Here is a 22,692-nt window from a genome sequence, read left to right as displayed (position 1 = left end):
CTACGGACCTACGACGCTCACCCCTTCCAGACGTAGACGGGCGCATCGCCCCCCATCTCCAGCTGCACCTGCTCGCTATGGCGCAGCCGCACCAGCAGGCGCTTGCCGGCCGCCGCTCCGCCAGCGAGGGCTTCCAGTTCGCCCAGCAGGCGCGGCCCCTCGATACGCCCGGCGTTGCGCAGCAGTTCCAGCGCGGTATCCCACAGGGCATCGCTGCGCTTCGGAGCCTTGGCGGGAGCGGCGGGCGGCGCGGCTGGCGCCTCGACGCCGACCTGCAGCTGTGCGCCCAGGCGCTGCCAGTCCTCCTCGTCCATTTCCACCGTCAGGTCGACCGGCCAATCGCCGATCCGTCCACGAATACGCAGCATGTCCAGCTCCCCAGGTTGAATCGGGCCATGCTCCCACGTGCCTCGACCAGGCGCCAGGCGACACTGGCGAGGCGATCTGAAAGTTGTTATAACGTAACACCTCATTTCACCCGACTCCGGAGTGCCCCATGCGCCGCCTGCTCCTCGCCCTGCCCTTCGCCCTGCTGCCCCTGGCCGCCGCCCAGGCCCACGAACACGAACACGAGGAGCACGGCAGCCTCGGCGCCCATGAGCACGGCGTGGCGCGGATGAACGTCGCCCTGGACGGCAACAGCCTGGAACTGGAGCTGGAAAGCCCGGCCATGAACCTGGTCGGCTTCGAGCACGCCGCCAGCAGCGACGCCGACAAGGCCAAGGTCGCCGCCGCCCGCGCCCTGCTGGAGAAGCCGCTGGACCTGTTCGCCCTGCCCCTGGTCGCCGGTTGCAAGGTCACCGGCCAGGAGCTGGAAAGCCCGCTGTTCGGCAACGCCCCGGCGGACCACGAGCATGAGCACGAAGACGCCGACCACGACGAAGAGAAAGGCCACGAGCACCACCACGAGCACAGCGAGGTCCACGCCCACTACCAGCTGGAATGCGCCAAGCCCGGGGACCTCAAGACCCTGGACCTCAAGGAGCTGTTCGAGCGCTTCCCCGCCACCCAGAAAATTCAGGTACAACTGATCGGCCCGCAGGGCCAGCAGGGCGCCGAGCTGACCCCTGCCAACCCCTCCCTGAGCTTCTGAATCCGATGAACCGGCCGGGGCAACCCGGCCGGCAACCCATGAGCCAGACACTGATCGAAATCTCCGAACTGGGCTTCGCCTGGCCGGGCCACGCCGAACTGCTCGACATCCCCTCCTTCGCCCTGCGATCCGGGGAAACCCTCTTCCTCAAGGGCCCCAGCGGCAGTGGCAAGACCACCCTGCTGGGCCTGCTCGGTGGCGTGCAGACGCCAGGCCGGGGCAGCGTCAGCCTGCTGGGCCGCGACCTGGGCAAGATGGCCTCGGGCGCCCGCGACCGCTTCCGCGTCGACCACACCGGCTACATCTTCCAGCAGTTCAACCTGCTGCCCTTCCTTTCCGTGCGTGAGAACGTCGAGCTGCCCTGCCACTTCTCGCACCTGCGCGCCCAGCGCGCCCGGCAGCGCCATGGCAGCGTGGCCCAGGCCGCGACCACCCTGCTCGGCCACCTGGGCCTGGCCGCCGGGCTGCTGGAGCGCCGCGCCGACGCGCTGTCCATCGGCCAGCAGCAGCGCGTCGCCGCCGCCCGCGCGCTGATCGGCCAGCCGGAACTGGTGATCGCCGACGAACCCACCTCGGCCCTGGACGCCGACGCCCGGGAAAGCTTCCTCCAGCTGCTCTTCGGCGAATGCCGCGAGGCGGGCGCCAGCCTGCTGTTCGTCAGCCACGACCAGAGCCTGGCAGCGCTCTTCGATCGCAGCCTGTCGCTGCTTGAACTGAACCGCGCCGCGCGCCCGCAGGAGGCCTGAGATGTACCTGTTCCGCCTGGCCCTGGCGAGCCTCGCCAACCGCCGCTTCACCGCCCTGCTCACCGTCTTCGCCATCGCCCTCTCGGTCTGCCTGCTGCTGGCGGTCGAGCGGGTGCGCACCGAGGCACGCGCCAGCTTCGCCAGCACCATCAGCGGCACCGACCTGATCGTCGGCGCCCGCTCCGGTTCGGTGAACCTGCTGCTGTATTCGGTGTTCCGCATCGGCAACGCCACCAACAACATCCGCTGGGACAGCTTCGAAACCCTCGCCCACAACCCCAAGGTGAAATGGGCCATTCCCATCTCCCTGGGTGATTCGCACAAGGGCTACCGGGTGATGGGCACCAGCGAGGCCTATTTCGATCACTACCGCTACGGCCGCGCCCAGGCGCTGAAGCTGGCCGAGGGCAAGCCCTTCTCCGACATGTTCGACGTGGTGCTCGGTGCCGAGGTGGCCGAGGCGCTGAAGTACAAGCTGGGTGACAAGGTGGTGCTGTCCCACGGCGTCGCCACCGTCAGCCTGGTGCAGCACGACGACAAGCCCTTCACCGTGGTCGGCATCCTCGAACGCACCGGTACGCCGGTGGACCGCACCCTGCACATCTCCCTCGCGGGGATGGAGGCACTGCACATCGACTGGCAGAACGGCGTGCCCGCGCGCGGTGCCGGCAAGGTCAACGCCGACCAGGCCCGGGCCATGGACCTGCAACCCAAGGCCATCACCGCCTTCATGCTCGGCCTCAACAGCAAGATCGCCACCTTCGCCGTGCAGCGGGAAATCAACGAGTTCCGTGGCGAACCGCTGCTGGCGATCCTCCCCGGCGTCGCCCTGCAGGAGCTCTGGAGCCTGATGGGCACGGCCGAGAAGGCGCTGTTCGTGGTTTCGCTGTTCGTCGTGCTCACCGGGCTGATCGGCATGCTCACCGCCATCCTCACCAGCCTCAACGAGCGCCGTCGCGAAATGGCCATCCTGCGCTCGGTGGGCGCGCGACCCTGGCATATCGCCAGCCTGCTGGTGCTGGAGGCCTTCGCCCTGGCACTGGCCGGCGCGGTGCTCGGGCTGGTGCTGCTGTACCTCGGCATCGCCCTCGCCCAGGGCTACGTGCAGGCCAACTACGGCCTCTATCTGCCGCTGGCACTACCGAGCCGCTATGAGTGGACGCTGCTGGGCGGTATCCTGGCCGCCGCCCTGCTGATGGGCGCCGTGCCGGCCTGGCGCGCTTATCGGCAGTCCCTGGCCGACGGCCTGTCCATTCGCCTGTGAGCCCACGATGAAACGCGCCCTGCTGGCCCTTCCGGCCCTGATCCTGCTGACCGCCACCGGCCTCTGGGCCGGTGAGGTCCGCGAACTGACCTGGTCCGAGCTGATCCCCGCCGACGCTCCGCCGCCCCCGCCTCCCGCGCCCATCCACGACCTTTCGCAGCTGGCCGACTCGCTCGCCGCCGAAGCGGGTCCCGCCGCCAGCCAGCAGTCGCCGGCGGCACCGGTGGTGCAGGGCCTGGACGGCCAGGAAGTGAAGCTGCCGGGCTACATCGTGCCGCTGGACGTGACCGAGGAAGGCCGGGTGACCGACTTCCTCCTGGTCCCCTACTTCGGCGCCTGCATCCACGTGCCGCCGCCCCCCTCGAACCAGATCGTCCACGTCACCAGCGAGCTGGGCGTGCTGATGGACGCGCTCTACCAGCCGTTCTGGATCGAAGGGCCGCTGCAGGTGAAGTCCAGCACCAGCGAACTGGCCGAGGCCGGCTACCAGATGGAGGCCAGCAAGATCTACCCCTACGAGACGCCCGAGAGCTGACAAGAAAGCCTGCTAACGAACTCGCCGCGGCATTGAGCTAGATCAAGGTGCCGCGTTTCGTGCTCCCCGAAACTGAGCCCAGCCAACACAAGCTCAAGACCTCGGAGCCATTCAATGAAAACGCAGTTCCTAGCCGCCTCCCTCCTCGCTCTCGCTGTGGCCGCCCCGGTGGCCCATGCCCACCAGGCGGGTGACATCCTCGTCCGTGCCGGTGCCATCACCGTCAACCCGAAAGCCGACAGCTCTTCCGTCAAGGTGGACCGCGGCGCCCTGGCCGGCGCCGACCTGGGCGGCAAGGCGACCATGGACAGCGACACCCAGCTGGGCCTGAACTTCGCCTACATGCTGACCGACCACTTCGGCCTGGAACTGCTGGCCGCCACCCCCTTCGAGCACGAAGTGAAGATCAAGGGCACCGCCCTCGACGCCGCCAACGGCAGCCTGGGCTCGCTGAAGCACCTGCCGCCGACCCTGAGCGTCGTGTACTACCCGCTGGAATCCCAGTCGGCCTTCCAGCCCTACCTGGGCGCCGGCATCAACTACACTTGGATCTACGACGAGCACGTGGGTAGCGGCGCGACCGCGGCCGGCTTCGACAACTTCCGCGCGAAGAACTCCTGGGGCCTGGCCTGGCAGGTCGGCGCCGACTACATGCTGACCGACAACATCATGCTCAACGCCCAGGTGCGCTACATCGACATCGACACCCGCGCCTACGTCGACAACACCGCCCTGGGCGTGCGTGCCAAGGTGGACGTGGACGTCGACCCGTGGGTCTACATGGTCGGCCTGGGCTACAAGTTCTAAGCCCGCCGCAACGAGAAAAGGCGCCTTCGGGCGCCTTTTTCATTGGCATCACGGGATGGGAGCGGGATGAGAAAAGGCGCCCGAAGGCGCCTTTCCTGTCTTCACTCAGCGGCCCAGCAAGCGGGCCAGGCCGACCGCCAGGGGAGTCGGCTCGGGGAAGGCGAAACGCTCCAGCAGACGGCTGTTGTCCGCCAGGGAATGGCGGATATCGCCCGAGCGCGCTTCGGCGTAGCTGATGGCCGGCAGTTCGCCCACCACGCTGCCGATGGCGGCGAGCAGCTCCTTCAGGCTGGTGGAGCGCTGCAGGCCGACGTTCACCGGGCCGGCCTCGACGCCAGGGTTCTCCAGCGCCTGCACCAGCACCTGCACCAGGTCGCCGACATAGACGAAGTCACGGGTCTGCTCGCCATCGCCGAAGATGGTGATGGGCGTGCCGGCCAGCGCACGCTCGGTGAAGATGCTGATCACCCCGGAATAGGGCGAGGACGGGTCCTGCCGCGGCCCGAAGATGTTGAAGAAGCGGAACACCGCCGGCTCCAGGCCATGCTGGCGGCGGTAGAAGTCCAGGTACTGCTCGCTGGCCAGCTTGTCCACCGCGTAGGGGGTGAGCGGCGCGACGGGGGTGTTCTCGTCGATGGCCTGGCCTTCGCCGTTCTGCCCGTAGACCGAGGCGCTGGAGGCGAACGTCACGCGCTTCACGCCGTGCTGGCGCATGGCCTCGCAGACGTTGAGGGTGCCGACGAAGTTGGCCTGGTGGGTCGACACCGGGTCATCCACCGAAGCCGGCACCGAGGCCACGGCGGCCAGGTGCGCCACCGCCTTGCAGCCGGCCATGGCGCGAGCCACCAGCGCGGCGTCGGCGACAGTGCCTTCGATGAATTCGACGCGCGGGTTCTCCAGCGGCAGGTTGCTGCGCTTGCCGGTGGAAAGATCGTCGAGCACGCGCACCGAATGCCCGCGCGCCAGCAGCGCATCGACCAGGTTGGAGCCGATGAAGCCGGCGCCGCCGGTAACGAGGATGGGGGAATCAGCCATGGCGGTAGTAACGGTCCAGGAGTGCGGGCAACGCCGCGCGCCACGCGCGGGGCTTGATGCCGAATGTATGGAGGATTTTCTTGCAGGCCAGCACCGCGTGCTGGGGCTCGTCCGCCGCATCGGGACGGGCGGCGTGGGCCTGGGGGGTGATTTCCTGCACCTTCAGCGCGCGCAGGTTGCGGGCCTCGGTGAGCACCGCCTGGCCAAGCGCCAGGGTGGTGGTCGCCTCATGGCCGCCGTAGTGGTAGGTGCCCCAGAGCGGCGCGGCGCAGTCCAGCTGCTTGAGCACGGCGAGCATCACCCGCGCGGCGTCGTCCACCGGCGTCGGGTTGCCGCGGCGGTCGTCGGCCAGCATCAGCTCGGCGTCACGCTCGGCACGGGCGAGGAAGCGCCCGAGGATGCCCTCGTTGCTGTCGTCCAGCAGCCAGCCGAAGCGCAGCAGCACATGCTTGGGGCACATGGCACGCACGCTCTGCTCGATGCGCCACAGGGACTGCCCGCGAAGGCTCAGGGGAATGGTCTCGTCCTTCTCGTTGTAGGCCGTCGCCCGGGCACCATCGAAGACGCGGTAGCTGGAGGGCTGCAGCAGGACGATACCGTGGTGCTGGCAGAGCTCGGCGAGGCGCTCGACCGCGCGTTCCTGCGCGGCGAAACGGGCCGGGCTGGCCTCCTCGGCCTGGAACCAGTCGAAGTAGTAGGCGAGGTTGATCACCGCATCGGGGCGGGTGTCGTCGAGCAGCTGGGTCAGGCTGGCGGCATCCCAGCCCTGTTCGGGCGGGCGCGGGGCGAGGAACCCTACATCATCCTCGGCCCCCAGGCGGATAAGCGCCTGGCCAAGGGCATTGCCACCGCCCAGGAGCATCAAGCGCATACGCATAGACAGAAGGTCGCTTAAAGCCAGTGGGTGTTATCGATCAGGCCATGACCCCGCACCGGCGCCATCCCTGTGACCAGGAGGTTCGCCAAGACGGGCATCAGGCACGCAAGCCGGCGGTCGTTTCCGACCGGGGAACACGCATTCTGCTTATTTCCCGGCGCTGCGTCACTAGCGGCGCGCCATGCGGCACGCCGCGTCAGTCGTCGCCACCCCCTGCGGGGCGATAGAGATGGGCGTGATCGGGGTGATAGAGCGAGGAATCGGTGAAGCCTTCGGCGGCCAGCACGCGCCCCACGAGGATCAGCGCGGTGCGACGGAAGTCCTTGCCCGCCACCCGCTCCACGATGTCCGCCAGCGTGCCGGTCACCCAGTCCTGGTCGGGCCAGCTGGCGCGGTGCACCACGGCCACCGGGCAGTCGGCGCCGTAGTGCGGCAGCAGTTCGTCGACGATGCGCGGCAGGTGGCTGACGCCCAGGTGCACCGCCAGGGTCGCGCGGTGCTGCGCCAGCTCCGCCAGGGACTCGCCCTCGGGCATGCGCGTACGGGTGGCGAAGCGGGTGAGGATCAGCGTCTGCGAGATGTCCGGCAGGGTCAGCTCGGTACCCAGCAACGCGGCGCAAGCAGCGGTGGCGGTGACGCCGGGCACCACCTCGTAGGGAATGCCCAGTGCCCGCAGGTGGCGGATCTGCTCGCCGATGGCGCCGTACAGCGACGGGTCGCCGGAGTGCACGCGGGCCACGTCCTGGCCGCGCCCGTGGGCCTCGGCCAGCAGGCGGACGATCTCGTCCAGGTGCAGCTCGGCGGTGTTCACCACCTGCCCGGCACGATGCCCGTCGAGCACCGCCTCCGGCACCAGGGAACCGGCGTAGAGGATCACCGGGCAGCTGCGGATCAACCGCTGGCCCTTGACCGTGATGAGCTCCGGATCGCCGGGGCCGGCGCCGATGAAATAGACCGTCATGGGTTATCCACATCCTCGGGAATGCAGGCCAGCGCACAGGTGGCGCGGGCACTGCGGCGTTTATCCACCAGCAATCGCGCAGGCCGGCCGGCCAGGGTTTCGGCATGCAGCAGGGCCGCGGCTTCGGCGACGCCGGGGCTGCCGGTCTCCCGCAGGACGACGGCCGAGGCGCCGGACAGCCGACCCTCGCAGGCCACCAACTCGGTGGCCGGCAGCAGCGCCAGGGGCAGCTGAAGGGACAGCGCCAGTGCGCGCAGCCCGGGCTCGTCGGCCTTGCTGTCGACGCTGGCCAGGGCACTCAGGTCGCCGACCGCCAGGCCGCGCTCGGCCAGGGTGGTGACCAGCAGCTCGCGCAGTTCGTGTTCCGGGCAGCCGCGCCGGCAGCCGAGGCCGGCCACGCGGATCATCGGCCAGCCCTGAAAAGCAAGACCCCGCGAAGGGCCGGGCCCTGCGCGGGGTCGATCGACGGCACGGCCCGGCTCACGCCAGGTCTTGGCTCGCGGAACGCTGGTACAGCCAGGCGGCGGCCCAGCCCAGGGCGCCCCAGAACAGCGCGTTGGTGATCAGCGAGGCAGCGATGAACTCGTGCTCCAGGGCTTCCGGCGCCAGGCTCGAATGCACCTCGGGCTGCGGCGCCCCCACCACGTGGGGAATCACCAGCAGCGCCAGCCCGACGAGGCGCAGCACCCAGCTGCGGCCGAAGGCGATCAGCGCGAGGCCGGCAGCGGTGGAGGCGGCGGTGCCGACCCACCAGACCTGGCGCTGGGCCAGGTCGGCGGCCGCGGTGCCCGGCAACTCCGGCGGCAGGCCGAGGGACGGCGCCAGGGCGAAGGTGGCGAAACCCGCCAGGCCCCAGAGCAGGCCCTGCCAGGCGCGGGTCGGGCCGCGCAGGCTGAACAGTGCGGCCAGGAGCAGGGCGAAGCCCACCGCGACCACCAGGTTGGCGCCACCGGTGGACAGCGTGCGCTGCCAGCCATCGGCGGGCGCCCAGGCCTCGGCATCGTGCTCATGGGCGGGCGTGCCGGCGGCGTGCTCGTGGCTGTGCTCGGCCTGCTCGGCCGGTGCCGAGCTCTCGAACGTCTCCGCGTGGAGGATCAGCGGGGTGACCCACAGGCTCTGCAGCAGGGTCAGCACGATGGCGGCGAACAGGCCGGCGAACCCGGCGGTCTGGGCGATGCGCTTGATCACGGTCGCGCCCCTCAGTGGCAGGGGAAGGCAGAGCTGTGGCGGGTGTCGTGGGCCGCGTTGTGCACCGCCTCGATGTGCGAGAAGCCGGCGAAGTACACGAGCGACAGGCCCAGGAGGCTGGCACCGATGGCGATGGCCAGGCGTTTGGACAGGGGGACGGCGGCGGCCGAATGGCTCAGGGTGCTGCTGGACATGGTGCTTCCTCTGCGTGCGGGTGAGTCGGCAAGAGGAACGCGTGCGAAGAAAGCGGCCGCGACGGCACCGCATTTCCGGCGTGCGCCCGCCCACCGCGGGTTGCCAAAAAGTGATCAGGCCGGTCTCCGGGCTTGCGACGCCAGCCGAGGCTGGGCGGGTTTGCCTTCCCATGTCCGCCGGACACAGTGGCCTACAGATCCCTACGTGCGCTTACCGTTGCGGGGGCAGCGTCGGACTCGCCCTGGGGCACACCGACTTCCCGTTTCACCTCGCGCGCGACGGCGCGAGACACCTGAAAAAACCGCACAAGGACATCACGAGTCCGATCGGCCGTCAACCGCCGCGATTGACCGCCGCCCCCGGCCTGCGTAGCCTTCGGCCCTTCGAGGTTCTGCGGCCGCGCGCCGCAGCTAAGAGGGAACACGGCCAAGCCGTGGCTGCCCCCGCAACTGTGAACAGCTGAGGTCCTATCCACAGCCACTGCCCGACGGGCGGGAAGGCGGAGGGACGGCGCATCGCGCCAGGCTGTGAGCCAGGAGACCTGCCTCGGCGAATTTCCAGACAACCGGGCGGGGTGATCCGGTGGCGAATCGGGCCCTCCGTGCCCTCGTCCCGCGCGCCCGCCGATCCGATCGACTCCCAGCGAAGGGCTGCCGCGCATGAAAACCCTGGCCAAACTCCCCGTCACCATCGTCACCGGCTTCCTCGGTGCCGGTAAGACCACCCTGCTCCGCCACATGCTCGACAACGCCGAAGGCCGCCGCATCGCGGTGATCGTCAACGAATTCGGCGAGCTGGGCATCGACGGCGAGATCCTCAAGCAATGCTCCATCGGCTGCACCGAGGAAGAGGCCGTGGGCCGCGTCTTCGAACTGGCCAACGGCTGCCTGTGCTGCACCGTGCAGGAAGAGTTCTTCCCGGTGATGCGCGAACTGGTGGCCCGCCGTGGCGACCTCGACCAGATCCTCATCGAGACCTCCGGCCTGGCCCTGCCCAAGCCCCTGGTACAGGCCTTCCAGTGGCCCGAGATCCGCAGCGCCTGCACGGTGGACGCGGTGATCACCGTGGTCGACAGCCCCGCCGTGGCCGCCGGCACCTTCGCCGCCCACCCCGAGCAGGTGGACGAGCAGCGCAAGCAGGACCCGAACCTCGACCACGAGTCGCCCCTGCACGAACTCTTCGAAGACCAGCTGGCCAGCGCCGACCTGGTGATCCTCAACAAGGCCGACCTGCTCGACGCCGACGCCCTGGCCGCCGTGCGCGCCGAAGTGGCCGAGGAGCTGCCGCCGGCGGTGAAGATCGTCGAAGCCAGCGCCGGCAAGCTGCCGCTCTCCGTGCTGCTGGGCCTGAACGCCGAGGCCGAGGCGCACATCGACAGCCGCCCCACCCACCACGACCACGAAGGGCACGAGGACCACGACCACGACGAGTTCGACTCCTTCCACGTCGACCTGCCGGAAGTAGAGGAAGCCGCCCTGCTGGCCGCCCTCGGCCAACTGGTGGAGCGCCACGACGTGCTGCGCATCAAGGGCTTCGCCGCCATCCCCGGCAAGCCCATGCGCCTGCTGGTACAGGGCGTCGGCAAGCGCTTCGACAAGCACTTCGACCGCAAGTGGCTGGCCGGCGAGACCCGCGCCACCCGCCTGGTGGTGATCGGCCAGGAGCTGGACCCGGCCACCATCGCCAACGAACTGCGCACCGCCCTGGCGTAACCGCCGAACCGGCTCCTCTCCCGACCGGGAGAGGGCCGCTCCCCCCTGCCAAGGCCCGAGCCATGCACCTGCTGCGCACCCAACCCGGCGGCTTCGTCCCCGACGACGGCATCGCCCACCTGGCCCAGACGCCCGCCGAACTGGTGATCCTCTGCAGCGGTGATTCGCACCTGGCGCTGCTGGCCGAGGCCGCCCGCGAGCTGCCGCAGGACTACCCGAGCCTGCGCCTGGCCAACCCCATGCAGCTGCAGAACCACGCCTCGGTGGACCTCTACGTCGACGAGGTGCTGCAGCACGCCAGGGTCATCCTCATCTCCGTGCACGGCGGCGTCGGCTACTGGCGCTACGGCATCGAGCAACTGGTGGCCCTGGCCGAGCGCGGCACGCAGCTGATCCTGGTGCCCGGCGACGACCGTCCCGACCCGGAGCTGGCCCGCCTGTGCACGGTCCCGGCGGAGGACGCCGAGCGCTACTGGCAGTACCTGCGCCAGGGCGGCCTGGACAACGCCCGGCAACTGTTCGCCTGCCTCGCCTCCCGCTGCCTGGGGCGCGACTACCCCTGGCAGGCGCCCAGCGCCCTGCCCCGGGTCGCGGTGCACCACCCGCACCAGCGCCCCGCCCGCCTCGAACACTGGCGTGCCGACTGGCGGGACGGCCAGCCGGTGGTGGCGCTGCTGTTCTACCGTACCCATCTGCAGGCGGCGAACACCGCCTTCATCGACACCTTCTGCGAGCGCCTGGCCGCCGTCGGCATCAACCCGCTGCCCATCGCGGTGGCCAGCCTCAAGGAAGCCGAGTGCCTGGCCGTGGTCGAGGACTGGCTGGACGCCGTCGATGCCGAGCTGATCATCAATACCACCGGCTTCGCCCAGTCCAACCCCGACACGCCCGGCCAGCGCCCCTTCCGCCGCGACGTGCCGGTGCTGCAGGCCATCTGCTCGCTGGACAACCAGCCGCTCTGGGAAGAGAACCCGCAAGGCCTCGGCCCGCGCGACCTGGCCATGCACATCGCCTTGCCGGAGCTGGACGGGCGCATCATCACCCGCCCCATCAGCTTCAAGGGCCTGGCCTGGCGCAGCGAGCGCAGCCAGAGCGACGTGGTCTGCTACCTGCCCCACCTCGAACGCATGGACTTCGTCGCCGAACTGGCGCGCCGCTGGCTGCTGCTGGCGCGCAAGGCCAACGCCGACAAGCGCGTGGCGCTGATCCTCGCCAACTACCCCACCCGCGACGGTCGCATCGGCAACGGCGTGGGCCTGGACACCCCGGCCGCCGCGCTGAACATCCTCCGCGCCCTGGAAGCCGAGGGGTACCCGCTGGCCGGCCTGCCGGAGAACGGCACGGCACTTATCCACAGCCTGCTGGGCGGCGTCAGCAACGACCTCGACAGCCTCGACGCGCGCCCCTGCGCCCAGAGCCTGGCCCTGGACGACTACCTCGCGTGCTTCGCGCGCCTGCCCCAGGCCAACCAGCGGGCCGTGCGCGAGCGCTGGGGCGAGCCGCAGCAGGACCCGATGTTCCGCTCAGGGCGCATGATGATCGCCGGCCTGCGCTTCGGCCTCGCCTTCGTCGGCATCCAGCCGGCGCGCGGCTACCAGCTGGACCCGGCCGCCATCTACCACGATGCGGCGCTGGTGCCGCCCCACGGCTACCTGGCCTTCTATTTCTGGCTGCGCGAGGTGTTCGGCGCCGACGCGCTGGTGCACGTCGGCAAGCACGGCAACCTCGAATGGCTGCCGGGCAAGGGCGTCGGCCTTTGCGCCGAATGCTGGCCGGACGCGGTCATGGGCCCGCTGCCGAACATCTACCCCTTCATCGTCAACGACCCCGGCGAAGGCGCCCAGGCCAAGCGCCGCGCCCAGGCGGTGATCATCGACCACCTGATGCCGCCGCTGACCCGCGCCGAGAACTACGGCCCACTGCGCGACCTCGAACGCCTGGCCGACGAGTACTACGACGCCTCCCTGCTGGACCCCCGCCGCGCCGTGCAGCTGCGGGGCGAGATCCTCGAACTGGTGAAGGCCACCGCGCTGGACCGCGAGCTGAACCTTGTCATCAGCGACGACCCGGAAAGCTGGCTGCCGCAACTGGACGCCTACCTCTGCGACCTCAAGGAGTCGCAGATCCGCGATGGCCTGCACGTGTTCGGCGAATCCCCCGCCGGCAGCCTGCGCGACGACACCCTGCTGTCCCTGGTGCGCATCCCCCGGGGCGATGGCAGGGGCGCCAACGCCAGCCTGCTGCGTGCGCTCGCCGCCGACCTCGAGCTGGGGCGCGACCCGCTGGACTGCAACTGGGCCGAGCCCTGGGAAGGCCCGCGCCCGACAATGCTGGAAGCGGTCAGCGAGGAACCCTGGCGCAGCAATGGCGACACCCGCGAGCGCCTGGAGCTGCTGGCCCTGGCGATGATCCGGGCGACCGATCACCCGTCGGTGGGCCCCGCCAGCGACCTGGTCATCCACAGCCTGCGCCAGGTCGTCGCCCCGACCCTGGACGCCTGCGGCCCCGCCGAGATCGGCGGCGTGCTGGCCGCGCTGGAAGGCCGCTTCGTACTGCCCGGCCCCAGCGGCGCGCCCAGTCGCGGGCGTCTCGACACCCTGCCCACCGGGCGCAACTTCTTCACCCTGGACGTGCGCAACCTGCCCACGCCCACCGCCTGGCGCCTGGGCTTCCAGTCCGCCAGCCTGCTGCTGGAGCGCCACCTGCAGGATCACGGCGACCACCTGCGCCAGCTCGGCCTTTCCGTCTGGGGCACCGCCACCATGCGCACCGGTGGCGACGACATCGCCCAGGCCCTGGCGCTGATGGGCGTGCGCCCGGTGTGGCAGGCCGGCAGCCAGCGAGTGGAAGACTTCGAGATTCTGCCGCTGTCCCTGCTCGACCGTCCCCGGGTGGACGTGACGCTGCGGGTATCGGGCTTCTTCCGTGACGCCTTCGCCAACCTCATCCGCCTGTTCGACGCCGCCGTGCAGGCGGTCGCCGAGCTGGACGAGCCGGAGGACATGAACCCCCTGGCCGCCCGGGTGAAGCTGGAAAGCGCCCGCCTGGCCGCCGAGGGGCTGGGGACGGACGATGCCCGGCTGCAGGCCGGCTGGCGCATCTTCGGCGCCCAGCCCGGTGCCTACGGTGCCGGCGTGCAGGGTGCCATCGAGGAGCGCCAGTGGCAGGACCGCGCCGAACTGGCCGAGGTGTATTTGAACTGGGGCGGCTACGCCTACGGCGCGCAGGATGCCGGCACGCCCGCGCGAGCCCGCTTCGCCCAGCGCCTGGAGCGTTTGCAGGCGGTGCTGCAGAACCAGGACAACCGCGAGCACGACATCCTCGATTCCAATGACTACTACCAGTTCCAGGGCGGCATGCTCGCCGCCGCCGAGACCCTGCGCGGCGACAGGGTCGCCAGCTACCACGGCGACCACAGCCAGCCGGACCTGCCGCGCATCCGCTCGCTGAAGGAAGAGCTGGGCCGCGTGGTGCGCTCGCGCGCCGCCAATCCCAAGTGGATCGCCGGCATGAAGCGCCACGGCTACAAGGGCGCCTTCGAACTGGCCGCGACGGTGGACTACCTGTTCGCCTTCGACGCCACCAGCGAGCTGGTCGACGATCACCAGTACCGGTTGCTGGCCGACGCCTACCTGCTGGACGCCGACACCCGCGACTTCATCCGCCAGCACAACCCGGACGCCCTGCGCGACATCGCCGAGCGCCTGGTCGAAGCCCAGCAACGCGGCCTCTGGGAACACCCCGGCGACTACCGCGAGGCCATCGAGAACCTGCTGCTGGATATCGAGGAGCAGTAGCCCCCGGCCTGATGCCCGGTGGGAGCGAATTCATTGGCGATGCTCTTCCATCGGTGCATCGAGGCACCTGTAGGGGCGACTTCAGTCGCCAAGCGGGGCAACGCCCCGCCCACCAGGCTCAGCCGCGCAACCGCGCCGCCGCCTCCCGCAGGATGCGCTCCGTGCCGTCCCAGCCCAGGCAACCGTCGGTGATGGACACCCCGTAGCGCAGCTCGCACGACAGCGACTGGGCACCGTCGAACAGGTGGCTCTCGATCATCACGCCGCGCAGGGCGTCCTGGCCGGCCAGGCGCTGGTCGATCACCTCCGCCAGCACCGCCGGCTGGCGCAACGGGTCCTTGCCGCTGTTGGCGTGGCTGCAGTCGACCATGATGCGCGGCGCGATGCCGAGCTTCTCCAGCCCCGCACGGGCGGCCGCGACGCTGGCCGCGTCATGGTTCGGGCCCTCGTGGCCGCCGCGCAGCACCAGGTGCGTATCGGCGTTGCCGGCGGTCTGCACCAGCGCCGGGCGGCCCAGGTCGTCGATGCCGAAATGCTGGTGCGCGTGGGCCGCCGAGCGCATCGCGTCGGTAGCGATGCCGAGGCTGCCGTCGGTGCCGTTCTTGAAGCCCACCGGCAGGTCGAGGCCGCTGACCAACTCGCGGTGCACCTGCGATTCGCTGGTGCGCGCACCGATGGCGGCCCAGCCCAGCAGGTCGTCGAAGTAGCCGGCGGCCAGGGGTTGCAGCAGCTCGGTGGCCACCGGCAGGCCCAGCTCGATCATCTGCAGCATCAGCCGGCGGCTGAGCGCCAGGCCGGCCGCCATGTCGCCGCTGCCATCCAGGTGCGGGTCGTAGACCAGCCCTTTCCAGCCCACCGTGGTGCGCGGCTTCTCGACGTAGGCGCGCATTACCAGCAGCAGCTGGTCGCTCACCTGCGGCGCCAGCGCGGCGAGGCGGCGGGCGTAGTCCAGGGCGGATTCGGGGTCGTGGATGGAACAGGGGCCGACCACCACCAGCAGGCGCGGGTCGTCGCCATCGAGCACCGCGCGCACGGCATCGCGCTGGGCGCGGACCTGGCGGGCCAGGGCGTCGTGCAGCGGCAGGCGCTGGCGCAGTTCGGCGGGGGTGGGCAGCGGCTGGGTGCTGCGCGAGGGGGACGCCAGGGACTCCAGCGGCAGGGCATGGAGGGGCTGGGCGGCGATGGGCGATACGGAAACGGAATTCATGACGGGCATCCTCGGCCGGCGCGGTTCGGTCCGCGCGCGGCGCTCTAACTGGGTGTTCGATTCAGGGGTGTGAGTGCGGCGGCGAAGCGGCTAAATCGCCAGTCGGAGTTGCGGTAATAGGTGGCGTAGGTGCGGTAGCTGATCATGGTGCGATCCTCGGATTACGTGCGTTCGGTCTTGTGGACCCTGGAAAAACAAAAACCCCCGGTCGGGTTGCCGACCGGGGGTTTCGTGGAGCTTTGGTGGGCGACCCTGCTGGAGTGGGCCGCCTGATCAGGTATCAGGCCAGCCCGTGGCTAAACCAATACCCGTAGAAATAGCTGGCCGCAGCAGCCACGCGCGCGAGTGCCGGGCGTTGGGCCTGGCAAGCGGTGAGCGGAGTGGAAGCGAGGTGCGGCATGACGATCTCCAAAGCGAATGCCGGCCAAATTACTGCATCGCCGGCCGCCGTTCAATCACTGATTTCTATCGGCGCGTTCGGCCTTTCGCTACCATGCCGCGATGCGTTTTCAGGAACCCGTCATGTCCGAGCTTCCCCACTTCCCCTTGAGCGCCGTGGTCGCCGCCGACGAGCTGAAGCTCGCGCTGTACCTGGCCGCCATCGATCCCGCCATCGGCGGCGTGCTGATCGAAGGCCCGCGCGGCATGGCCAAGTCCACCCTGGCCCGGGGCATCGCCGACCTGCTGCCGCAAGGCCTCTTCGTCACCCTGCCGCTAGGTGCCAGCGAGGAGCGCATCGTCGGCACCCTCGACCTGGATGCCGCCCTGGGCGAGGGCCGTGCGCAGTTCTCCCCCGGCGTACTGGCCAAGGCCCACGGCGGCGTGCTCTACGTCGACGAGGTGAACCTGCTGCCGGACCACCTGGTGGATCTGCTGCTGGACGTCGCCGCCAGCGGGGTCAACCTGGTGGAGCGCGACGGCCTGTCCCACCGCCACGCCGCCCGCTTCGTACTGATCGGCACCATGAACCCCGAGGAAGGCGAGCTGCGCCCGCAACTGCTGGACCGCTTCGGCCTCAAGGTCAGCCTTGGCGGCCAGCCGCAACCGGCCGAACGCGCCGAGATCCTGCGTCGCCGCCTGGCCTTCGACGCCGACCCGCAGGGCTTCGTCGCCCAGTGGAGCGGCGAGCAGCAGGCCCTCGCCCGTCGTTGCCAGGACGCCCGCGAACGCCTCGCCGTCATTCCCCTCGATGACGGCGCCCTGGACGAGATCGCCCGGCGCTGCTTCGCCGCCGGTGTCGACGGCCTGCGCGCCGACCTGGTGTGGCTGCGCGCGGCTCGCGCCCATGCCGCCTGGCGTGGCGCGACAGCCATCGCGCGCGCCGATATCGATGCCGTCGAACACTTCGCCCTGGCCCATCGTCGAACCCGGGCGCCCTCCTCCGCCCAGCCGCCACAGGCGCCCCGCGGCGCTGCGCAACCCCAGGCATCCGCAGGCGAAGGCCAGTGGGGCGAGCTGCCTGCCCAGCCGGTGCCCACCGACTCCCGACGCGAGTTGCCGGGCTGGCCAAAAAAGCCCTGAGCATCCGCCCGCGCCGGGTCATGGGCGCGGATGCCAGACCAGGCCCGGGAGAACTCGCCAACGGTCGCAGCGGCCCGAACCGCAGCGGCCGGCACGGCGCCATCCAGTGGCTCCCCACCCTGCTGCGCGGCCGCCCGCGCAAGGCCAGGGACCTGGTGCGCCGCCCCCGCAGCCAGCAACACGACCCGCTCTGGCTGGTGCTGGTGGATGCCTCCGCGTCCACCCGCCGCCATGGCGCCCTGTCCCGCGCCAAGGGCCTGCTGGCCGGGCTGTTCGAGGCCGCCTACCGCCAGCGCGCGCGCCTCGCCGTGCTCCACGCCACCGGCCGCGAACCCCGCTGGCTGTGGCAGGGCAGCAAGGCCTCGGCGTCGCTGCAGCAATGGCTCGATGGCCTCGGCGCCGGCGGCGGCACCCCGCTGGTCGAAGCCCTGCACCAGGCCCGTGACTGGTTGCAACGGCGCCAGCGGCAGAAGCCCTCGGAACGCCAACGCGTGCTGATCCTCACCGACGGCCGTCTCAAGGACTGGCCCGCCCTGGAGCCACTGGGTTGCGACACGCTGCTGGTGGACATCGAAGGCGGCCCCATCCGCCTCGGCCGCGCCCGCCAATTGGCAGAGGAACTGGATGCGGAATACCGGGCGCTGTCGGACTGAGCCGGACGCGCTCGGAATAGGCACCGCTTGGTGGACATGAAGAGCGATGTCCACCCTACCTGCGGGGGAACCCCGTGAATGGCACGCGACTTTGTAGGGTGGACCACGCTTCACCGGTCCACCGGGCGGAGTTACAGGCGCACTCGAGCGCCACCCCAAACCGTCATCCATCTGGAAGGCACAACAGCAAGGAATGAGCATGAGCGTCAGCGGGCAGTTGAGAATGGTGACCGCCACCCGGTTGGCCGGCGAATCACGAATGGAATTGCTGCACCTCGATTACGACCTCGACACCCTGACACTGCAACTGCAAGCGCCGGGCACATCCACGGAGATACGAGTCCGCATCCCGGCCGTGGAAGGCTTCCGGCTACTGGACGAAGGCGACCTCCTGGAGTTCTGGCCGCATTGTTCCGATGGCTGGCTGCACGCGATCACCGCCGGCGGCTGGTTCGATCAGGAGCGGCTGCGCCCGGGCTTTCTAAGCGGAGACCGAGCACTGAAGGAGTACCTGGTCTCGGGCGTTGACAGATGCCTGAGCGTCCTGGCCTGGGAGGCTCCCGTCATCCTCCGGGATTGAACGCTTTCCCTCACATCCCCTGAACCACCCGCGCCCTGGATCGTCCATCAACCAGATGGTCGAACGTCGCCCGCTCCGGGCACGTGTTAAGGTCCGCCCCTTTTCTTCCCGGAATGCCCGATGAACCAAGCCGTACCCTGCGCCGACAGCCCAGCCACCCGCCTCGCCACGCGCCTGGCGTTCTTCGTTTCCGGTTTCGGGATGGCCTGCTGGGCGCCGCTGGTGCCTTACGCCAAGGCTCGCCTGGGCATCGAGGAGGCGGTACTGGGCCTGTTGCTGCTGTGCCTGGGCGCGGGGTCGATGCTGGCGATGCCGCTGGCCGGCGGGCTGGCGGGCCGGATCGGCAGCCGTCCGGTGATCCTGGCCGGCGGCATCGGCCTGTGCTGTGCCATGCCGCTGCTGGCGGTGGCCGATTCGGGCCCGCTGCTGGCGTTCGCCCTGGCCTTGTTCGGCGCCTCCCTTGGCGCCATGGACGTGGCGATGAGCGTGCACGCCGTGGAGGTGACGCGTGACGCACCGGTGCCGCTGATGTCCGGCTTCCACGGCATGTTCAGCGTCGGTGGCTTCGCCGGTTCCCTGGGCATGACCGCCCTGCTGGCGGCCGGCCTCGCGCCCCTGCCGGCGATCCTGGTGGCCGTGGCGATCGTCGTGCTCGGCCTGGTACTCGCGGCGCCCCGCCTGCTGCGTACTCGCTCCGGGGGTGGTGGCGCGTTCTTCGTGCTGCCCCGGGGCATCGTCCTGCTGCTCGGGACGCTGGCGTTCGCGATGTTCCTCGCCGAAGGCGCGATGCTCGATTGGGGCGCCATCCTGCTGGTGGAGGAACGCGGCTTCGACCCGGCGCGCGCCGGTCTCGGCTATGCGCTGTTCTCCCTGGCGATGCTGGTGGGCCGCCTGAGCGGCGACAAGGTGATCGCCCGCCTGGGCGAGCGGCGCATCCTGGTGGGCGGCGGCCTCCTGGCCACCGCAGGCTTCGCGCTTCTGCTGCTGGCCCCCCACCCGCTGCTGGCCCTGCCGGGCTTCCCGCTGGTGGGGCTGGGTGCGGCCAATGTCGTGCCGGTGCTGTTCACCGCCGCCGGCCGGCAGACGGCCATGCCGGCCAATCTCGCCGTCGCCGCCCTGACCACCATCGGCTACGCCGGCATGCTCGCCGGGCCAGCACTGGTGGGCTTCGTCGCCCAGGGTCTGGGCCTGGTCACGGCCTTCATGATCCTCGGGGCGCTGATGCTCTCGGCACCGCTGACGGCGAGGCGTTTCGCGCAGTGATCGCGGGCACCACAACGCCTATGGACAAGCACACCGCCAGCCTCTAGCCTGCGCGCCCTGGTCGAATCACATCGGAAGTTCTTCATGGAAGAAGTGCAACGTCGCAACGTGCCGGCGCTCGGCGTCACAGTAGCCGTACTCGCCATCTTCATCGGCGTATCCACCCTGATGGCGCCGGCGATCTACGCCGCACTGGGCGTCTCGGTACCGCTGGCCACCACGGTCTGCTACATGATCCAGGGCGCCGCCTCGTTGCTGCTGGGCTTCCTGGGCATTCGCAAGCGCCCCACCGCGTTCTTCTTCATCGCCCTGCTCTACCTGCCGCAGAGCTGTACATTCCAGACCCCCGAGTTCTTCTTCAACTTCACCGGCCCGGTGTCGATCGCCTACGGCATGGGCCTGGCGCCGGGCTACGACATCAGCGTCAACCTACTCGCCCTGTTCATCATCGGCGCCTCGGCCTGGACGCTCTATCGCCTGAGCGAACCAGACCTGCCGGCAGGAGAAGGACAACCCGGATGAGCCATCAGAAGCGGCACACGCCATTGCTGAACACGCCGTGTTCGTCCACATGCCGGTTGTAGGCGGCGATGGCTTAACGGTTGGCCGGAAGCCAGGCTTGCGCCCTGCTCACTGAGTCGTATCAGCCCTGTTCCGGGTGTCTTTCCGCTTGTCGTCGCGCCTCATCGATCTCTCCCTCACTGCGAGCCCGGGCTGGTCAGCATCTCCGGCACCGCCCGCTCCTCGACTATCCGCTCCTGCACCCAGCGCAGCACCTCCGCCTCGTCGCGGATGCGGTACCACTCGCCTTCCGGGTAGAGGCTGGCGGTGGGGCCGAGGTCGCAGGGGAACTGGCACTGGGTGCGGGTGATGTGCACGCCGCCCTCGCACTCCAGCTTGCCGGCGGCCTTGAGGGTTTCCCGCAGTTTCTTCCACAGCGGCAACGCACCACGGCGGGTGCAGCGTGGGCCGTTGCACAGCAGCAGGCGGCGGGCATGGGGCGGGATGCAGGACCAGGCGTGGCTGGCCGGCAGTTCCGGCACGCCGATGCAGGCGAGATGCAGCTCGGGACGCTCGACGAGGGCACAGGCGGCGCCGGCCGGGTCGCTGTCGTACTGGCCCAGCAGGCTGGCGACGAAGAGTCCCCCGGGCGCGTCGAGGCGGCCCAGCTCGCCGCGCAGCCAGTCGAGGTGCTGCGGGCCCGAGTGCGGGTCGAGGTCGATCACCAGCAGCGGGCGCGGGCTGGCCTGCAAGGCGCGTGTCAGCGCATCGAAGCCGGCGCCGGTGTCGACGATATCGGCGAGCGCCGCTTCACCGCGCAGGGCGGCCAGCTGGCGGCGGAACAGCTCGGCGAAGGCGCCTTCGCCGAGGTCGGGCCCGGCGAACAGGACGCGGGCATAGGCAGTGGGGGTCATGGTGTTTCCAGTTGAGGGGCGAGGGCCTGCCAGAGGCCGTCCACCGAGTCGAATTCGCGGGTGACAGGAGGCAGTTCGGGGCGCTTGAGGACCAGCACCGGCAGGCCGCGTTCGCGGGCGACCTGCAGCTTGGGCTCGGTGGACTGGCTGCCGCTGTTCTTGCTGACCAGCACATCGGTGCCGAGGCGATCGAACAGCGCACGCTCCTCGTCCAGGTCGAAAGGCCCGCGCGAGCCGATGACCTCGAAACGCTCGCCCGGTGCGTGCCCCTGCAGGCAGCGCACGGTCCAGTGCTGGTGGGCAGGAATCTCGCCGAGGTGCTCCAGGGGTTCGCGACCCAGGGTGAAGAAGGGCCGCCGGAAGGCGTCCAGGGCCTCGACCAGCTCGGCCCAGCCGGCGACTTCGCGCCAGTCGTCACCGGGGCCGGGGCACCAGCCGGGGCGACGCAGGGCCCAGCAGGGAATGCCGGCGAGCCCGGCAGCGCGGGCGGCGTTGTGGCTGATTTGCGCGGCATAGGGGTGGGTGGCGTCGAGCAGCAGGCCGATACCGGCTTCGTCGATGTAGCGCGCCAGCCCTTCGGCACCGCCGTAGCCGCCGACGCGTACCTGGCAGTCGAGGTCGGCCGGCACCTTGCCGAGGCCGGCGAGGCTGTAGACGTGCTCGGGGCCGAGGCGCCGGGCCAGGGCCAGGGCCTCGGTGACGCCGCCCAGCAGGAGGATGCGCGTCATGGTCGCTCCAGCGCCTGGCCGACCAGGTTGCCCTGGCGATCGATGGCGAAGACTTCCAGGGCCACGCTGGCCGGCACGGTGCGGCGGGCGAAGGCCAGGGCGCGGGCGCAGACCGCATCGCCCAGGGGCACCCCGGCGGCATGGGCCAGCGCCAGCGCCTGCTGGCTGGTGTTGGCGCCGCGCATGGCGTCCTGCAGGTCGGCATCGGCGCCCAGGCCGGCGGCCCATTCGGCGAGCAGGGGCAGGTCGATGCTGGAGCTGCGGCTGTGCAGGTCCATGTGCCCGGCGGCCAGCTTGCTGATCTTGCCGAAGCCGCCGCACAGGCTGAGTTTTTCCACCGGCGCCTTGCGCAGGTGCTTGAGCACGGCACCGGCGAAGTCGCCCATCTCGATCAGGGCGGTGTCTTCGAAGCCATAGCGCCGGCGCATGGCGTCCTCGCTGGCATTGCCGGTGCAGGCGGCCAGGTGGGTGAAGCCGTTGGCGCGGGCGACGTCGATGCCCTGGTGGATGGAGGCGATGTAGGCCGCGCAGGAGAAGGGCCGGACGATACCCGTGGTGCCGAGGATCGACAGGCCACCGAGGATGCCCAGGCGCGGGTTCATGGTCTTCAGCGCCAGCTCGGCGCCGCCCTGCACACAGACGGTGACTTCGAAGCCACCGGGGTGGCCGTGCTCCAGCGCGAGTTGGGTGAGGTGCTCGGTCATCATCTGCCGCGGCACCGGGTTGATCGCCGGTTCGCCCACCGCCAGGGTCAGGCCCGGCCTGGTCACGGTGCCGACGCCGGGGCCGGCGTGGAAGCGCACCCCGGGCTCGTCGGCCAGGCGCACCTGGGCGTAGATCAGCGCACCGTGGGTCACGTCCGGGTCGTCGCCGGCATCCTTGAGCGTGCCGGCCTCGGCACCGCCGTCGATCGAGCGGCAGAACTCCAGGCGCATCAGCACCTGCTGGCCCTTGGGCAGGACGATCTCCACCGCGTCGCTCGCCACCCCGGCCAGCAGCAGGCGCGCCGCTGCCAGGCTGGTGGCGGTGGCGCAGCTGCCGGTGGTGTAGCCGCTGCGCAGGGGCGCGGGTTGCTCGGGGGTTTCGTCACGCATGGCGGGCTCGCACAGGGCAAG

23 protein-coding genes and 2 riboswitches are annotated in these 22,692 nt (G+C 70.2%); of the genes, 12 read left to right on the top strand and 11 right to left on the bottom strand.

The features are described 5' to 3' along the window. Nucleotides 1-17: 17 nt before the first annotated feature. Nucleotides 18-368: a hypothetical protein gene (locus HSX14_RS04365; RefSeq protein WP_173178866.1), complete on the bottom strand. Its 351-nt coding sequence runs from the start codon at nt 366-368 to the stop codon at nt 18-20. A gap of 128 nt (nt 369-496) precedes the next feature. On the opposite strand from HSX14_RS04365, the gene HSX14_RS04360 reads away from it, so the two are divergent. The 5 genes from HSX14_RS04360 (at nt 497) to HSX14_RS04340 (ending at nt 4,445) form a co-directional block, all read left to right on the top strand. Next, nucleotides 497-1,093 carry a DUF2796 domain-containing protein gene (locus HSX14_RS04360; RefSeq protein ID WP_173178865.1) on the top strand — a complete coding sequence of 199 codons (597 nt, stop codon included), beginning with the start codon at nt 497-499 and terminating at the stop codon, nt 1,091-1,093. 38 nt (nt 1,094-1,131) lie between these two features. Next, nucleotides 1,132-1,839, top strand: coding sequence for an ABC transporter ATP-binding protein (locus HSX14_RS04355; protein ID WP_173178864.1), 708 nt, complete (start codon nt 1,132-1,134; stop codon nt 1,837-1,839). A gap of 1 nt (nt 1,840) precedes the next feature. After that, the gene (locus HSX14_RS04350) at nt 1,841-3,103 is read left to right on the top strand and encodes an ABC transporter permease (protein WP_173178863.1); all 1,263 of its coding nucleotides are present in this window, start codon (nt 1,841-1,843) and stop codon (nt 3,101-3,103) included. Nucleotides 3,104-3,110: 7 nt separating this feature from the next. Beyond that, nucleotides 3,111-3,638: a DUF3299 domain-containing protein gene (locus HSX14_RS04345; protein ID WP_173178862.1), complete on the top strand. Its 528-nt coding sequence runs from the start codon at nt 3,111-3,113 to the stop codon at nt 3,636-3,638. A gap of 114 nt (nt 3,639-3,752) precedes the next feature. Then, nucleotides 3,753-4,445: an OmpW/AlkL family protein gene (locus tag HSX14_RS04340; protein WP_173178861.1), complete on the top strand. Its 693-nt coding sequence runs from the start codon at nt 3,753-3,755 to the stop codon at nt 4,443-4,445. 105 nt (nt 4,446-4,550) lie between these two features. On the opposite strand, the gene HSX14_RS04335 is transcribed toward HSX14_RS04340, so the two are convergent. From HSX14_RS04335 to HSX14_RS04310, 6 genes are all read right to left on the bottom strand, one after another. After that, nucleotides 4,551-5,480, bottom strand: a complete 930-nt coding sequence (locus HSX14_RS04335) for an NAD-dependent epimerase/dehydratase family protein (protein ID WP_173178860.1) — start codon at nt 5,478-5,480, stop codon at nt 4,551-4,553. After that, nucleotides 5,473-6,357 carry a sugar nucleotide-binding protein gene (locus HSX14_RS04330; RefSeq protein ID WP_173178859.1) on the bottom strand — a complete coding sequence of 295 codons (885 nt, stop codon included), beginning with the start codon at nt 6,355-6,357 and terminating at the stop codon, nt 5,473-5,475. Before HSX14_RS04330 ends, HSX14_RS04335 begins: the two co-directional genes overlap by 8 nt. A gap of 196 nt (nt 6,358-6,553) precedes the next feature. Then, the gene (cobM, locus tag HSX14_RS04325; protein ID WP_173178858.1) at nt 6,554-7,318 is read right to left on the bottom strand and encodes a precorrin-4 C(11)-methyltransferase; all 765 of its coding nucleotides are present in this window, start codon (nt 7,316-7,318) and stop codon (nt 6,554-6,556) included. Beyond that, nucleotides 7,315-7,725: a cobalamin biosynthesis protein gene (locus HSX14_RS04320; RefSeq protein ID WP_173178857.1), complete on the bottom strand. Its 411-nt coding sequence runs from the start codon at nt 7,723-7,725 to the stop codon at nt 7,315-7,317. The genes cobM and HSX14_RS04320 overlap by 4 nt, the downstream gene beginning before the upstream one ends. 73 nt (nt 7,726-7,798) lie before the next feature. Then, nucleotides 7,799-8,506 (bottom strand): CbtA family protein, encoded by a 708-nt coding sequence (locus HSX14_RS04315; RefSeq protein ID WP_173178856.1) that lies wholly within the window; start codon nt 8,504-8,506, stop codon nt 7,799-7,801. 11 nt (nt 8,507-8,517) lie between these two features. Then, nucleotides 8,518-8,700, bottom strand: a complete 183-nt coding sequence (locus HSX14_RS04310) for a CbtB domain-containing protein (protein ID WP_021219636.1) — start codon at nt 8,698-8,700, stop codon at nt 8,518-8,520. 100 nt (nt 8,701-8,800) lie between these two features. Beyond that, nucleotides 8,801-9,012, bottom strand: a riboswitch (cobalamin riboswitch). Between the two features lie 58 nt (nt 9,013-9,070). Next, nucleotides 9,071-9,264: riboswitch (cobalamin riboswitch) on the top strand. 96 nt (nt 9,265-9,360) lie between these two features. On the opposite strand from HSX14_RS04310, the gene cobW reads away from it, so the two are divergent. After that, a complete protein-coding gene (gene cobW / locus HSX14_RS04305) occupies nt 9,361-10,413 on the top strand; it encodes a cobalamin biosynthesis protein CobW (protein WP_173178855.1) in 1,053 nt (350 codons plus the stop codon). A 62-nt stretch (nt 10,414-10,475) separates the two neighbouring features. Further along, the gene (cobN, locus tag HSX14_RS04300) at nt 10,476-14,210 is read left to right on the top strand and encodes a cobaltochelatase subunit CobN (protein ID WP_173178854.1); all 3,735 of its coding nucleotides are present in this window, start codon (nt 10,476-10,478) and stop codon (nt 14,208-14,210) included. Nucleotides 14,211-14,328: 118 nt separating this feature from the next. Here cobN and HSX14_RS04295 read toward each other — a convergent pair whose 3' ends face one another. Next, nucleotides 14,329-15,417, bottom strand: coding sequence for a 3-deoxy-7-phosphoheptulonate synthase (locus tag HSX14_RS04295; protein WP_173178853.1), 1,089 nt, complete (start codon nt 15,415-15,417; stop codon nt 14,329-14,331). Between the two features lie 522 nt (nt 15,418-15,939). Between HSX14_RS04295 and HSX14_RS04290 the strand changes: the two genes are divergently transcribed. The 5 genes from HSX14_RS04290 (at nt 15,940) to HSX14_RS04270 (ending at nt 19,956) form a co-directional block, all read left to right on the top strand. Next, nucleotides 15,940-16,938: a magnesium chelatase ATPase subunit I gene (locus tag HSX14_RS04290; protein WP_173178852.1), complete on the top strand. Its 999-nt coding sequence runs from the start codon at nt 15,940-15,942 to the stop codon at nt 16,936-16,938. Between the two features lie 20 nt (nt 16,939-16,958). Then, nucleotides 16,959-17,591: a vWA domain-containing protein gene (locus HSX14_RS04285; RefSeq protein ID WP_173178851.1), complete on the top strand. Its 633-nt coding sequence runs from the start codon at nt 16,959-16,961 to the stop codon at nt 17,589-17,591. A 199-nt stretch (nt 17,592-17,790) separates the two neighbouring features. Next, the gene (locus HSX14_RS04280) at nt 17,791-18,171 is read left to right on the top strand and encodes a hypothetical protein (protein ID WP_197970209.1); all 381 of its coding nucleotides are present in this window, start codon (nt 17,791-17,793) and stop codon (nt 18,169-18,171) included. Between the two features lie 120 nt (nt 18,172-18,291). Continuing rightward, nucleotides 18,292-19,434 carry an MFS transporter gene (locus tag HSX14_RS04275; protein ID WP_173178850.1) on the top strand — a complete coding sequence of 381 codons (1,143 nt, stop codon included), beginning with the start codon at nt 18,292-18,294 and terminating at the stop codon, nt 19,432-19,434. Nucleotides 19,435-19,518: 84 nt separating this feature from the next. Further along, on the top strand, nt 19,519-19,956 hold the full coding sequence (locus tag HSX14_RS04270) for a hypothetical protein (RefSeq protein ID WP_173178849.1): 438 nt from the start codon (nt 19,519-19,521) through the stop codon (nt 19,954-19,956). A gap of 176 nt (nt 19,957-20,132) precedes the next feature. Here the strand turns inward: HSX14_RS04270 and HSX14_RS04265 are convergent, their stop codons facing one another. From HSX14_RS04265 to HSX14_RS04255, 3 genes are read right to left on the bottom strand one after another with little or no spacing between them, the layout of a single operon-like run. After that, nucleotides 20,133-20,849 (bottom strand): (2Fe-2S) ferredoxin domain-containing protein, encoded by a 717-nt coding sequence (locus HSX14_RS04265; protein WP_173178848.1) that lies wholly within the window; start codon nt 20,847-20,849, stop codon nt 20,133-20,135. After that, nucleotides 20,846-21,577 (bottom strand): cobalt-precorrin-6A reductase, encoded by a 732-nt coding sequence (locus HSX14_RS04260; RefSeq protein WP_173178847.1) that lies wholly within the window; start codon nt 21,575-21,577, stop codon nt 20,846-20,848. The genes HSX14_RS04265 and HSX14_RS04260 overlap by 4 nt, the downstream gene beginning before the upstream one ends. Then, nucleotides 21,574-22,671, bottom strand: coding sequence for a cobalt-precorrin-5B (C(1))-methyltransferase (locus HSX14_RS04255; protein WP_173178846.1), 1,098 nt, complete (start codon nt 22,669-22,671; stop codon nt 21,574-21,576). The genes HSX14_RS04260 and HSX14_RS04255 overlap by 4 nt, the downstream gene beginning before the upstream one ends. Nucleotides 22,672-22,692: the final 21 nt, after the last annotated feature.

Source organism: Pseudomonas tohonis (assembly GCF_012767755.2).
Taxonomy (GTDB): domain Bacteria; phylum Pseudomonadota; class Gammaproteobacteria; order Pseudomonadales; family Pseudomonadaceae; genus Metapseudomonas; species Metapseudomonas tohonis.
This window is presented reverse-complemented; position numbering and strand designations above follow the sequence as displayed.